9 protein-coding genes and 1 other annotated feature are annotated in these 13,667 nt (G+C 56.2%); of the genes, 3 read left to right on the top strand and 6 right to left on the bottom strand.

Annotated features, from left to right (window positions below; all coding sequences use genetic code 11):
• Positions 1 to 296: 296 nt before the first annotated feature.
• From ACE6ED_RS27950 to ACE6ED_RS27935, 4 genes are all read right to left on the bottom strand, one after another.
• Positions 297 to 1,454: a GGDEF domain-containing protein gene (locus tag ACE6ED_RS27950; RefSeq protein ID WP_410830732.1), complete on the bottom strand. Its 1,158-nt coding sequence runs from the start codon at positions 1,452 to 1,454 to the stop codon at positions 297 to 299.
• A 308-nt stretch (positions 1,455 to 1,762) separates the two neighbouring features.
• A complete protein-coding gene (gene murC / locus ACE6ED_RS27945) occupies positions 1,763 to 3,148 on the bottom strand; it encodes a UDP-N-acetylmuramate--L-alanine ligase (RefSeq protein WP_410830731.1) in 1,386 nt (461 codons plus the stop codon).
• 7 nt (positions 3,149 to 3,155) lie between these two features.
• Entirely contained in the window at positions 3,156 to 4,532 is a 1,377-nt protein-coding gene (locus ACE6ED_RS27940) for a bifunctional folylpolyglutamate synthase/dihydrofolate synthase (protein ID WP_410830730.1), read from the bottom strand.
• Between the two features lie 6 nt (positions 4,533 to 4,538).
• On the bottom strand, positions 4,539 to 7,172 hold the full coding sequence (locus ACE6ED_RS27935) for a valine--tRNA ligase (RefSeq protein ID WP_410830734.1): 2,634 nt from the start codon (positions 7,170 to 7,172) through the stop codon (positions 4,539 to 4,541).
• 128 nt (positions 7,173 to 7,300) lie between these two features.
• Positions 7,301 to 7,606 (bottom strand) — a binding site (T-box leader).
• 260 nt (positions 7,607 to 7,866) lie between these two features.
• On the opposite strand from ACE6ED_RS27935, the gene ACE6ED_RS27930 reads away from it, so the two are divergent.
• Genes ACE6ED_RS27930 through ACE6ED_RS27920 form a run of 3 tightly spaced genes read left to right on the top strand, consistent with a single transcriptional unit; the run spans position 7,867 to position 11,813 of the window.
• Positions 7,867 to 9,498, top strand: coding sequence for a spore germination protein (locus tag ACE6ED_RS27930; protein ID WP_410830729.1), 1,632 nt, complete (start codon positions 7,867 to 7,869; stop codon positions 9,496 to 9,498).
• Positions 9,499 to 9,523: 25 nt separating this feature from the next.
• Positions 9,524 to 10,627, top strand: a complete 1,104-nt coding sequence (locus tag ACE6ED_RS27925) for a GerAB/ArcD/ProY family transporter (RefSeq protein WP_410830728.1) — start codon at positions 9,524 to 9,526, stop codon at positions 10,625 to 10,627.
• Positions 10,620 to 11,813, top strand: coding sequence for a Ger(x)C family spore germination protein (locus ACE6ED_RS27920; RefSeq protein WP_410830727.1), 1,194 nt, complete (start codon positions 10,620 to 10,622; stop codon positions 11,811 to 11,813). Before ACE6ED_RS27925 ends, ACE6ED_RS27920 begins: the two co-directional genes overlap by 8 nt.
• An 84-nt stretch (positions 11,814 to 11,897) precedes the next feature.
• Here the strand turns inward: ACE6ED_RS27920 and ACE6ED_RS27915 are convergent, their stop codons facing one another.
• Together ACE6ED_RS27915 and ACE6ED_RS27910 are read right to left on the bottom strand one after the other, a co-directional pair.
• Positions 11,898 to 12,740, bottom strand: coding sequence for an alkaline phosphatase family protein (locus tag ACE6ED_RS27915; RefSeq protein WP_410830726.1), 843 nt, complete (start codon positions 12,738 to 12,740; stop codon positions 11,898 to 11,900).
• A 140-nt stretch (positions 12,741 to 12,880) separates the two neighbouring features.
• Positions 12,881 to 13,666, bottom strand: a complete 786-nt coding sequence (locus ACE6ED_RS27910; RefSeq protein WP_410830725.1) for a DeoR/GlpR family DNA-binding transcription regulator — start codon at positions 13,664 to 13,666, stop codon at positions 12,881 to 12,883.
• Position 13,667 lies beyond the last annotated feature (1 nt).

Genomic DNA, 13,667 nt, shown 5'->3' with positions numbered 1-13,667 from the left:
AACCTCGGTATCGCATTCGGTGGTAATCCGCTGCGGGTCTGTCGCTGGGAGGATTCGTTCCAGGTAGTTCAACGACAACAGCGGCAGTCCAAGACATGGTTTATCAAGTTTTGGTTCGCCGCTGCTTTTATTAACTCAACTTTTGCAGCCTGAGATCGGGCAGCGAAGGCTAGATCGGCAGATACGCCTTGAAATAACTGGGTTAACCGAGATCCAATGATTTGAAGGAAATCCCGGTTTTGAGGTGCCGCAAAAATAAAGAAACGCTTAGCTCCCGTTCCCCATTACCTCCGCTCTCAAGCCGGCCAGCCGCGAACCACGCGGTTTCTCCCCTGTTTTTTGGCCTGATACAGTGCGGTATCGCTGAGCTTGTACAGCATATTCAGGGAAGTGTCCGGCGCGGCGTTCACCGTGATAACACCGATGCTGACGCTCTGCGGCCGCTTCTCTCCGTCCGCCGGATTGGAGACGGCCAAACGGACCGCCTCGGCCACCCGGTCGGAGTCGGCCGCGTCCGCACCCGTCAGCAGAATGGCGAATTCCTCGCCGCCAAACCGGCCGAACAAATCCTGATCGCGCAGCGTTCCGTTGACCGTATCCGCGAAGCTGCGCAGCATCCGGTCCCCTGCATCATGTCCAAACGTGTCGTTCACCCGCTTAAAATGGTCGATATCCAGCAGCAGAAACGATACCGGCTCACGCCGCCGCGCCGCTGCATCAAGCCGCTGCTGCGCCCGGATCAGGAACGACCGCCGGTTCAATATACCTGTCAGCTCGTCGAACGTAGCTACCCGCTCCAGCTCCACATAGGACTGCTCCCGGGACAGCAGGATAAATCCCGCCGTCCCGATAATCATCATGGCGTACATTCCGAAATAAAACAGCTCCTGGGACGGCTCGGGCGTAAAAACGGTGAGCGTCCGCCCGGCATAAGCGGCGGCGGCCCGGAGCAGCATGGCGGCGGACGCAAATCCGAACCAACCGCCAAGCAGCAGCTGCAGCGGGGACGCTGTGCGCTTGCAGATCATGCGGACGGCCGGATAACCGATGAAGACGGCCGCTACAACCGAAGTCAACACAATGCGCGGCTGTTCCGCCGGCGTGCTTACATACAGCGCCAAATACCCGGCGACGCCAAATGCCGATATCGCGGCATACAGGCGGACCGTGCCCATGGTGAACAAGCCCAGGACGGACAGGAGCGCAAATACCTCCATCCAGCCTCCAAACAAAATCAAGGCATTGCTTGCCGGAACAGCAAACGGTCCCGGAAGCTTGTCCCGCAGCAGTACGAGCAGCCAGCTGAGCCCCTGCAGCGATTTGGCCGCAATAAACAGCTTGGTCGCTCTGTCCTTGGGAAAGCGAAACAGGTAAGCCACCAACGCTGCCGCGATTAACAGATTGCCCGCAACCAGCGACACCAACAATGTATGAATCTCCAGAAGCTTATCCATTTCGCATCAGGGGCATCTTCCCGCCGCCATTCCCTTCAAAAAAATAATCATATAAAACAGCTGCGGCCCATGGCCAGGTGTCACCTTGCCGCGTTCCGGAACCGCAGAGAGCAGATTTGATGAACTAGCCGCGAACCTTCCCCGGCAGTGTGTCTCTCCTTCTATTTTATATCAAAAGATGTTGGCAGTGTCAGCATTATTCTATTGTAAAAACCATAATCGGCAAATTTTGGAGGGGATTGTCTAAGAAAAAACGCATTTCCTCCCATACAAGAGGAAATGCGTTATAAAAGGACGGGCAGCAGGCCCTATTTCAGCGCGCGGCCCCGCAGATGTTCAGCAAGCGCATAACCCGTCTTCCAGATATCGCCGGCTCCCATCGTAATGACGAGATCGCCGGAGGCAACCCGGTCCTTCAGGTCAGCCAGCACATCGTCTTTGGACGGCAAATAACGCGCGCCGGGATTGCTGTTCTGTACAATCAGCTCAACCAGCTTGGCGGATGTCACGCCTTCGATCTGCTGTTCGCCGGCCGGAGAATAGATGTCGGTAATGATTACCTCATCCGCTTCGCCAAACGCCCGGCTGAACGCATCCAGCAGGAAAAACGTGCGGGTATACCGCTGCGGCTGGAACACCGCAATAATCCGTTTGCCCGTCGCCTTCGCAGCGCTGATCGTCGCCTGAATTTCGGTCGGATGGTGCGCGTAATCGTCGATTACAAGAATGCCGTCCGTCTCGCCGAGCACCTGGAACCGGCGTTTGGCCCCATGGAACTTCACGATGGAGGCAGCGATCGCTTCAAACGGCAGACCTGCCCGCAGACACGCGATCACGGTCGCCATCGCATTGTATACGTTATGCCGCCCCGGCACGGACAACGCAATTGTGCCGAGCGGTTCGCCCCGGCGGTTCATCGTAAACGACACCTGGCGGTCGCCAAGCACAATATTGGTTGCCGTATACTCCGCCGTCTTCGACTCAATCCCGAAGGTCACCACGCTGCTCTTCACACGAGGAAGCAGCGAGGCGATATTGTCGTCGTCCGCGGAGACGATTGCCGCACCGTCCTCGCGCACCTGGTTCATATACTGCACGTAAGCTTCCTTCAGCCGGTTGAAATCGCCGCCGTAATTCTCCAGGTGGTCTGCTTCAATATTCGTAACGATCGCCAGCCAGGGATGGTACTGGAGGAACGAGCCGTCGCTTTCGTCAGCTTCCGCCACCACCACGTCGCCTTTGCCCGCTTTGGCGTTTGTACCTACATTCATGATCTCTCCGCCGATAATATACGTCGGATCAGCGCCGCAGTCTTCCATCACAAGCGCGATCATGGACGAGGTCGTCGTTTTGCCGTGGGCTCCCGCCACGGCCACGCCCTTACGCTCATTCAGCAGACGCGCAAGCATCTGCGAACGGTGCAGAATCGGAATGTTCAGCCGTTCCGCCTCAACGCGTTCCACATTGTCTTTGGACAGCGCCGTCGAATACACGACGAGATCGGCTCCTTTTACCTGCTCCGCCGTATGTCCGATATAAACCTTTGCGCCTTTGGCGATCAGCTTCTCCGTTAATTCCTGCGCCGCCACATCCGAACCCGTGACGGTATATCCCATCTCCAGCATGACCCGGGCAATTGCGCTCATCCCGTATCCGCCGATGCCTATAAAATGAACTCGTTCGGTCGTATCCAACAGTCAGTCACCAGCCTTTTTCAGAATCGGGTTGCATCAAAAGCGCCGCCCGCACATCGGCAATCAAATACAGCGTGCCGGACACGACCGCCAAGTCTTCCTCTTCCGTCACCGATTTCAGAAGCTGCAGCGCTTTGCCCCAATCTTGTTCCACTTTGATTTGCAGATCCGGTTTGGCATAGCTCCCGCGCAGTTTCTCCACAATCCCTAATAGGTCTCCGGCATTCATCTTACGGCGAAAATCCGGTTCGGTCAGGATAAGCGTATCCACTATAGGAAGTATATGCTTCAAATACGGCTCATGATGCTTATTTTCCAGCATGCCCATCATTAAATTCAGTTTGCGGTATTTATAGTACTGCGGGAGGCTTTTTGCAAGCGTCTCCGCGCCCTCCGGATTGTGCGCGCCGTCCAGCACGACCGCCGGCGACACGCCTACCCGCTCCAGCCGTCCCGCCCAAAACGCTTTGCTGAAGCCGCGGAGCAGATCCTCGTCATCCAGCTGAAACGCCATGTACTGGCGAAGGACCTCCAGCGCCATCATAGCGCCGGCGGCATTGGCGCATTGGTGTTCCCCGTTCATCGAAATGCCGACTTCCAGCTCGCGGAACGGGCCTTGGAACAGGAACCGCTGATCTCCGTTTTCTTTGCCGGTAATCGTGTAAGAGAACGTCTCGCCGGCGAGATACAGCGTGGATTTGCAAGTCTCGGCCCGCGACCGCAGCGCCGCGACCGCCTCCGGCTGGGAGACAAGCGAGACGGCGGGAACGCCGGGTTTGATAATGCCTGCTTTTTCCGTGGCAATCTGCTCCAGGGTGTCGCCAAGCACATCGGTATGATCGTAGCCGACATTGGTAATAAGCGACAAAATCGGCGTCACGATATTGGTTACATCCAGCCTTCCCCCCAGCCCGGTCTCCCATACGACCACATCGGGGTAACAAACCTCGGCGTAATAAAGGATGGCCAGCGCCGTCGAAACTTCGAACATCGTTGGCGAGCCAAGCTCGGTCAAGGCGATTTCCGCCACAAGCGGATGCAGCCGGTTGGCGAGCCGGAGCAGCACTTCCTCCGGAATATCTTCGCCGTTATATTGGAACCGGTTGGTGAATTTCGTGATATAAGGCGAGGTGAAGGTGCCGACCGAATACCCGCATTCCCGGAGCACACTTGTCAGGAACGCGCAGGTTGAACCTTTACCGTTCGTACCCGCCACATGGATGAACTTGAGGCGCCGCTCGGGATGCCCGAGCTTGTCTACCAGCGCTTCGATCCGGTCCAGGCCCGGGCGGATCCCAAACGGAAGGAGACCGTTGATCCAGTCAACGGCTTCCGCGTATGTGTGTAAAGGGGCGGTTGGCCCGGCCCCGTTCCATTCGTTCATAGACGTTTATCCTTTCAGTTCCGCGATGCGTGCCAGCACTTTTTCCCGTTTGGCGGAATAATCCGCCTGCTTGGCCCGCTCCTCTTCGATGACTTTGGCCGGAGCCTTGGCAATGAAACCCGGATTGCCGAGCTTTTTGTCGACACGCTCAACTTCGGCGCTCAGCGTCTGCGCTTCTTTTTCAAGCCGGGCGATTTCCTGGGCTATATCGATCAGTCCGGCCAGCGGCAGGAACAGCTCCGCGCCGGTCACTACGGCCGACATCGCCTTCTCCGGCATTTCCGGCTCAAGGCCGGCGGCGAAGGAGGACGTGTTGCAGAAGCGGCTGATGTAGCTCTCATTGCGCTCGACAATCGCAAGCGATTCCCCGCTGCCCGCTTTTACAATCAGCTCTACCTTCCGGCTCATTGGCGCGCCTACCTCAGCGCGGATATTCCGCACGGCACGGATCATATCCATCAGCAGCGTCATCTCGGCCACCGCTTCCGGATTCTCCAGCGCCGGATCGTATTCCGGCCAGGCTGCCAGCGTAATCGTCTCGCCATCATGCGGCAGATGCTGCCAAATCTCCTCCGAGATAAAAGGCATAAACGGATGGATCAGGCGCAGCGTCCGGTCCAGCACGTAAGCGAGCACGGATTGGGTTTTGCGTTTGGCCGCGGCGTCTTCGCCGTACAAAGTCAGTTTGGAGAACTCGATGTACCAGTCGCACAGATCGTCCCAAATGAAGTTGTACAGCTGCCGTCCGGTTTCCCCGAACTCATACGCATCTATTAGACGCGTGATCTCCCGGGAAGTTTCGTTCAGCCGGTGCAGGATCCAGCGGTCGGCCGTGCTGAGCTCGCCGGTGATGTCGATGGATTCGTATGTTACACCCTCCAGGTTCATCAGCGCAAAACGCGACGCGTTCCAGATCTTGTTCGCAAAATTCCGCGCCTGCTCCACGCGCTCCCAGCGGAAACGCAGGTCCTGCCCCGCCGTGCTGCCGGTAGACAGCATATAGCGCATCGCATCCGCGCCGTACTTTTCGATGACCTCAAGCGGATCGACGCCGTTGCCAAGCGATTTGGACATTTTTTGTCCGTTCGCATCGCGGACCAAGCCGTGAATAAGCGCGTCATTAAACGGAATTCCGCCGGTGAATTCAATGCCGATAAAGATCATTCTTGACACCCAGAATGGGATGATGTCAAACCCGGTAACCAGAACGCTGTTCGGATAATACCGCTCCAAATCGGCGGTCTGCTCCGGCCAGCCCATTGTCGAGAACGGCCACAGCCCCGAGCTGAACCAGGTATCCAGCACGTCTTCGTCCTGCGTCAAATCTTCCAGGCCGCTGATCCGCTTGGCTTCTTCCAGATCGCGGGCGACAACCATTTCGCCGGTGGACTCGGAATACCAGGCTGGAATCCGGTGGCCCCACCACAGCTGGCGGGAGATACACCAGTCGCGGATGTTTTCGATCCAGTGCAGGTAGATTTTTTCAAAACGGTCCGGCACAAACCGGACGCCTTCGCCCGATTTCTGGGCCTTAATGGCGGCTTCAGCCAGCGGTTTCATCTTTACGAACCACTGTGTGGACAGGTAAGGCTCGATAACGGCGCCGGAACGCTCGCTGTGTCCAACCTGATACACATGGTCTTCTACCGCAATCAGCACCCCTTGTTCCTTGAGGTCCTCGGTGATCCGCTTGCGGCATTCGCTGCGGTCCAAGCCTTGGTACGGTCCCGCCTGCTCGTTCATCGTTCCGCTTTCGTCCATCACCGTAATCTGCGCCAGGTCATGCCGCTGGCCAACTTCAAAGTCGTTGGGATCATGCGCAGGCGTAATCTTGACAGCGCCGCTGCCGAATTCCTTATCCACATACTCGTCGGCGATAACGGGAATCTCGCGGCCGATCACCGGCAGCACCAGCGTTTTGCCGATCATATCCTTATAGCGTTCATCTTCCGGATGCACCGCCACCGCCGTATCGCCAAGCATCGTCTCCGGCCGTGTCGTGGCGACGGTGATGAAGCCGCTGCCGTCTTTTAGCGGATAACGCAGATGGTACAGGTGGCCGTTTACTTCCTTGTACTCCACCTCGATGTCGGACAGCGCCGTACGTGCGGCCGGGTCCCAGTTGATGATGCGTTTGCCCCGGTAAATCAAGCCTTTCTCATACAGCTTAACAAACACCTCGCGAACCGCTTGGGACAGGCCATTATCCAGCGTAAAGCGTTCGCGGGAATAATCAAGCGACAGGCCTATTTTGCCCCACTGCTCGCGGATCGTGCCCGCATACTGCTCTTTCCATTCCCACACCTTCTCCAGGAATTTCTCCCGTCCGAGATCGTAGCGGGACACGCCTTGCTCGCGCAGCTTCTGCTCTACTTTGGTCTGCGTCGCGATCCCCGCATGGTCCATGCCCGGCAGCCAAAGCGCGTCATACCCCTGCATCCGCTTGGTCCGCGTCAAAATATCCTGCAGCGTCAAATCCAGCGCGTGGCCGATATGCAGCATTCCCGTTACGTTGGGAGGCGGAATCACGATGCTGAACGGCTTCGCGTCCGGCCGCTGTCCCGCTTTAAAAAATTCCTTTTCGACCCAATAAGCGTACCATTTATTCTCCGCCGCTTTCGGATCGTACGTTGTCGGCATGCCCGCCCCGCCTGATGCGGTGTCTTCGGCGGTCTGCCCGATCGAATTGTCGTGTGCTTCCGTCATAACCTTGGCCTCCATGTACGTGATTTTGTAATTTGCGGTAAAAACAAAAAAGACCTCCGTCCTCAAAGGACGAAAGGTCATTCTTTCGCGGTACCACCTTTGTTTCGCACAGCACAAACGGGTTAATCCCGCCAATGGCCGTCCGGTGCTTCCGGAGGCTGGTGCCAAGTGCGACACTCATGCAGATAACGGCTGCGATCCGGCCTGTTCTGCCCGTCCCTGTCCGCAGGATGAACCCGCGCCGTGGCACGTATCAAACAAGCGACTCCCGGGCGACTTCGACCGGCGCTTCCTGCGGAATCTTCCAGCTGATCCGTTCCGCTCTCTGTAAGGGCTAACCGTCTACTCTTCCCGTTCCCAGTCTTTGCTGGAATATTGCTGATACCATAATACCTTTTTCGCCTCACGGTAGTCAACCAAGAAGCCGGGAAAAGGGCGGACGGTGTCGTTTTTGCACGCTGGCAAGCTGTTTTCCCCTTTCGTTCAAGGCTTGGATGAAGCCTTTCAGGCATAACGAGGCTTTGGAAAGCTGCAAGACTTTCAGAGGATCTGACTAAAACGCTGTAAAATTTGGAACGCTCTTAAATACGAATGACATCTCATTTCAGTGCGGGGAGGGTTATGATCCATGTCGCTCATCCTATCTTATATTCCGGACTGGGGCGTGTTCGGGCAGGCTTTCCTTGCATTTCTGATCCCTGTCGCAGCCTGCAGCATGTACAAAAGGATGTACACCTTCGTAGGTCAGAGAAAAAACCGGGACAGCGGCAGCACCTCCAAAACAGAGCAATCGAAACAACGTCCGCCTCGGCCTTTTAGCGGCAATTATAACGACGATTTGCGCACCATCCGGGAAGTAATCGGCGAAAGCGATGATTTCCACTGCCGGGAATTCGTGATGCAGCGGCTGAATGCGAATGCTTCCCTGTTTTATATTGACGGTATGCAGAATGACCGGATGCTGAACCTGAAGATCATGGAATTTCTTATGTTTGAAGCCACCGCCGAAAATCTGGACTCCAAGGAAAAAGCCGGTCCAGCCCTCCCTTTCAGAAACTTAAAGGAAGCTCAGAATCTGGACGATTTTAACCGGTCAGTGCTGTTTGGCCATGCCGGTCTGCTGGTCGAAGGACTCGCGGGCGGTCTGCTGATCGAACTGCCGAGCGGGCAAAGCCGCTCGATCACGGAGCCCGTCTCCGAAGCGCTGCTGCGCGGCCCGCGCCTAGGCTTCTCCGAGGTACTGAGCGAAAACACTTCATTGCTTCGCCGCCAGGGTTTCTGCGATCAGATGGTGATCAAAAGCTACCGTGTCGGCTCCGAATTACAGAAAGACCTGGCGCTTGCGTATATGAAAGACATCGTGAATCCGGACCTGCTGAAGGAAGTGGAGGAGCGGATCAGCCAGATGGATATGGATTTTATGGCCGACTCAGGTTATGTGGAGCAGCTGATTGAAGACAACTACTTAAGCCCCTTTCAGCAGGTACAAAATACCGAACGTCCCGACCGGGTCATCAATGCCATGATGGAAGGGCGGATCGGCATTTTGCTGGACGGATCGCCGTTTGCTTTGATCGTCCCGGCTACCTTCAGTATGCTGCTGCAGTCGCCGGAAGATTACTATGAACGCTGGCTGCCAAGCTCCCTGCTGCGGACGCTGCGCTTTGCCGCCGCCTTTCTGGCGCTGATGGCTCCATCGCTCTACATTTCATTTATCTCGTTTCACCCGGGCCTCATCCCGACTGAGCTGGCCCTGTCGATTATCGAAACACGGCAGGGGGTTCCGTTTCCGCCGCTGATCGAAGTCCTGATCCTGGAGGTATCCATCGAGGTATTGCGGGAGGCCGGGATCCGGCTCCCCAAACCGATCGGTCCGGCGATGGGCATCGTCGGCGGTCTGATCATCGGGGACGCAGCCGTTCAAGCGGGCATCGTCAGCCCGTTCCTCGTGATTGTGATCGCCGTTACGGCGATATCCTCCTTTTCGATTCCAACCTATAGCGCGGGAATCACGCTCCGGCTGCTGCGTTTTGTCGGAATGCTGTTTGCGGCGTTTCTCGGCATGTTTGGCACCATTTTGTTTTTCCTGCTGCTGTGCAGCCATTTGACCAAACTCAAGAGCTTCGGCGTCCCATATCTGACCCCGGTATCGCCGTTTCGGATACGGGACTGGAAGGACCTTTTTGTCCGAGCCCCTCTTTCCTTGATGAAGCGGAGACCGCTTATGCTGAAGACGCAGAACACCAAACGGAAACGGTAACGCAGTTCCGAAAGGAGGGTCCACCTTGTTCACTCGTACCGATGACAAAATCACGGCTTCCCAAGCCGCCGTATTCCTTACAAATACCATTCTCGGCGCCGGTGTGCTGACCATGCCGCGCAGCGTGACGCAGGCGGTGAAAACACCGGATTCCTGGCTTACCATTCTGCTGGGCGGAGGGGTCATTATGCTGGTCGTCCTGCTGATGGTCAAGCTATGCCAGCAGTTCCCCGGGCAGACGATTTTCCAGTTCTCCGGCAAAATCATCGGGAACATCCCAGGCAAGCTGATTTGCCTGCCGCTGGTCCTTTACTTCATCGTTATCGCAGGTTTCGAAATCCGCTCGGTAGCCGAGGTCACGCTGTATTTTCTGCTGGAACGGACACCGGTCTGGGCTGTTGTGCTGCCTTTTATCTGGGCGGGAGCCTATCTTGTCTGGGGCGGCATCAACTCGATTGCCCGCGTATTTCAGATTGTCCTCCCGATTTCCCTTCTGGTACTGCTTGTTTCCTTTGGAGTTAGTCTGCGGCTGTTCAACATCGACAATCTGCGTCCAGTGCTGGGCCAAGGGCTCCCTCCAGTGCTTCGCGGCATGAAATCCTCGATTCTGGTCTATTCGGGATGTGAGGTCGTTCTGGTCACAACCGCTTTCCTGCAGCATCCCCAAAGGGCGGTCAAGACGATGCTGGGCGGCATCGCCATTCCGATCACCTTGTATCTGATGACCGTCCTATTCGTGGTCGGCGGGCTTTCTATCGATTCCGTAATCACCAGCACCTGGCCGACCATCGATCTGGTGCGGAGCTTTGAAATCACCGGATTTTTTGTAGAACGGCTGGAATTCCCGCTGATGGTGATCTGGCTAATGCAGATGTTCTGCAATTTCAGCAGCTTTTTTTTCCAAGCCTCGCTTGGCCTCTCCCAGATCTTCGGGTTCTCCTTCCAGAAGGCCGTCTTGGGTCTGGTTCCGTTTATTTTTTTAGCGACGATGATTCCTAAAAGCATCCAGGATCTGTTTGCACTCGGCGATGCGATCGGAATGATGTCCATCTGGCTGTTTCTGCTGCTGCCGGTGCCGCTTCTTGTCATTTGGCTGATCCGCACAAAGGGGTTGAAACGGCATGTATAAAGGAATGAAGTCCCTTTTCGTACTGCTGCTTCCGTTTGTCTTGACAGGCTGCTGGAGCAACATTGAGATTGAAGATATGGCACTGTACACGGGACTCGCGCTGGACAGCGGCCAACCGGCGCCCACGGAGAAAGAATTTGAAGCTAAGGGGGCGGCCTATCCCAAACAAAACAGAGTTATGGCAACCGTGCAGATTGTGCCGATTCGAAGCATGGGCTCCAAAAACAAAAAAGAGCCGCAAACGGACGCTCCCCGGGCCTATCAAAACGTATCCGGAAGCGGAGATTCTATACTGGAGATATTCCGGCAATTCTCCATCCGTCTGGACCGGCCGATCATCGGGCACCATCTGAAGGTCATTGTTATATCCGCCGATCTGCTGAAAAAGCAAACGATCGAGCAGATGTCCGATTTTGTTTTGCGCGACAACGATATCCGTCCCAGCACCATGGTTTTTGTCAGTGAGGGCAAAGCAAGCGAAGTGCTGTCTTCAAGCAGGGCGAACGAAGTTCCTTCCTTCCATATCTCAAAGATGGTGCATAACCAGTCCAGGACCAGCAAGGTCCTCGATCCGGTAACGTTGTCCAACCTGGATGCCAATAATCATGCGAAAAGGAGTTTTGTACTGCAAAATATCATAACAGGCAGCCAGGAGATGGAATTTGACGGAGCAGGGGTAATCAAGGGGTCTACCGGCCACTGGGTTGGCAAGCTGAATCAAGAGGATGCCGAATGCCTGTCCTGGCTGAGAAATGAAGGGCAAAGCGGCATGATCAAAAGCTACAATAAGGACAACGAACCGCTGGCTTATGAAATGAAGTCCTTCAAAAGCAAAATCACCCCCCGGGTGGAGGGCGAACACATCTCGTTCGAAGTCAAAATTGCCACAGAAGGACGGTACAGCGAAACCTGGAGCACCAGCGGCACGCCCACCTCGCAGGCGTATGCAAAGAAAGCCGGCGCGATTTTTGAAAAAAAGCTGTCGGCTATGATGCAATCGCTAATGCATAAGCTGCAGTCGGAGTATAAGGCCGATGTCGCCGGCTTCGGCGACCAACTGGCGATGGAGAAGCCGGCGGTATGGAACAAAGTAAAGGACAACTGGGACGAGATGTTCAGCCGCTCGGAGGTCAAATTCACCTACGATCTGAAAATTACGGATTTTGGTTCCTTTACGGAAAAATAAGGGGGCGTTTCCCCCTCGGCCGATAAGCTGCAGATCTGCCGCATAAGAACCGGCCAGTCCGCGGAATCCATCCGCCTGCACACATCAGCCAGCGGAGCTGCCTGCCAGCCGCCGCACAGGAATCTCCGTCTGCCGCATGGAGGCCGGAGGCTCCAGACCAAGGCAGCGGCACATCAGGCCGGCCATCCCCAGCTGAGCCAGCGGCTGCTCTTCCCCGGCTTCCAGCTCCAGTCCGGCCAGATACAGCGGAACGATCCGTTCCTCGCGTGTCGTTCCGCCGTGCATGCCGTTTGCGTTCATGCCGTGATCAGCGGTGACGATGACTCGGTAGCCTGCTTCGAGCCAGCCGGGAAGCAGCATGGCCAGAAGTGTATCCGCAGTTTTCGCCGCCCCTTCGTATTCTTTTCCATTACCGCCGTAGCGGTGTCCCGCATCATCAATGTTCATGGAATGGATATAGAGAAAATCAGGAGCGTAAGTACGGCGCAAATGCTCGGCGTCCGCAAACAGATGGCTGTCCGGGTAATGGTCCTCGAAATAAAACATGCCGTGCTGGATCGGCTTGGCCGGATCATGCTGATGCCGGTCCGCCGCCGGATCAAACGGAGCGCCGTTATACAGCTCGCTCACCCAGTGATAAGCGGCTGCCGCCGTAGTCAATCCTGCTTCAGCGGCCAGCTGAAAAACGCTGGTCTCCCGGCTCAGCCGGACCACTGAATTGGCGGTGATCCCGTTCCGGTAAGCAGGCGTGCCCGTCAGCAGCACCTCGTACAGCGGACGCGAGTTGCTGGGCAGCTCGGACTTTACCTCGCAGCAGACCATCACTTCGTGCTCCGTCAGGTGCTCCAGATATCCCATACAGCGGCGGGCGGTATCATAATTCAATCCGTCCAGCACCACAACAATCAGCTTGCTGTTCACTTGCACGGTTATTGCCTCCTCTCTCCTATTCGGCAGCCAATCATGGCGTTAATGGAACCAACTCACATACATTTAATCAGTTGGCGGCAACGCAGACGTTTGGCTGAACCAGTCATTTGTCTAATCAAATCATTTAGCTCATCCAGTCATTTGGCAACCATCCAGTGCAGATGCCCTAATGATGGTTGGTTGTCCCATTCCACAGGCATAGCGATATTGCTGACTACCGTATGTATCCGGTGCAGCGGAGCAATTTGGGCAAACGCCTCACGGCCGATCTTTGAATCGTCGGCCAGTACAATCGACTGGTCGGCGGATTCGATCATAAGCGCGGACATTTCCGTCTCGCGCACATCGTAATCGCTGAGCCCGCGCCGGTCCGTTATGCCGCCGACCGAAATAAACGCTTTGTCGACCCGGAATTTCGACAGGGCGGATTCGCTCAGCGGACCGGTCAGTGATTGCTGCCGGGGGTTAAGATCGCCGCCGATGACGATAATGCTGCCGTCCAACCGGCCGCTGTTTACCGACTCCATCAGGTGATAAGCGGCCGCGATGGAGTGCGTCAAAATCGTCAGCCGCTCCCTGCCTGCAATCGCTTTGGCCAGTTCAAGCGCGGTAGTCCCGACATCAATCGCAATGGTGTCGCCCGATTCAATCAGCTCCGCCGCACGCCTGCCGATCCGCTGCTTCTCCCCCGTTTTGGTGTTCTGGCGCTGGAGATACGGCGGTTCATACATCCCGCCGCCAGCCGGAATCGCACCTCCGTAGACGCGTTTAACCCGCCCTGCCTTCTCCAGCAAAATCAAATCCCGCCGCACCGTCTCCTCGGAAACGGAAAGCCGTTCCGACAGCTGGGCCACCCGGACCTGGCCTTCGCCCCGCAGCCGGTCGAGGATGACGCGTTTGCGCTCTTCGGAAGAAATCGACACG

This window comes from Paenibacillus nanchangensis (genome assembly GCF_046543445.1).
In the GTDB taxonomy this organism is placed as follows: Bacteria; Bacillota; Bacilli; order Paenibacillales; family Paenibacillaceae; genus Paenibacillus_AQ; species Paenibacillus_AQ nanchangensis.
Note: the sequence above shows the minus strand (reverse complement) of the source record. Positions and strands in the feature narration are given on the sequence as shown.

Coding starts and splice junctions, on each gene's coding strand:
- ACE6ED_RS27950 (WP_410830732.1), bottom strand. CDS start 1,454: ATGGATAAGCTTCTGGAGATTCATACATTGTTGGTGTCGCTGGTTGCG.
- ACE6ED_RS27940 (WP_410830730.1), bottom strand. CDS start 4,532: ATGAACGAATGGAACGGGGCCGGGCCAACCGCCCCTTTACACACATAC.
- ACE6ED_RS27935 (WP_410830734.1), bottom strand. CDS start 7,172: ATGCCGACAACGTACGATCCGAAAGCGGCGGAGAATAAATGGTACGCT.
- ACE6ED_RS27930 (WP_410830729.1), top strand. CDS start 7,867: ATGTCGCTCATCCTATCTTATATTCCGGACTGGGGCGTGTTCGGGCAG.
- ACE6ED_RS27920 (WP_410830727.1), top strand. CDS start 10,620: ATGTATAAAGGAATGAAGTCCCTTTTCGTACTGCTGCTTCCGTTTGTC.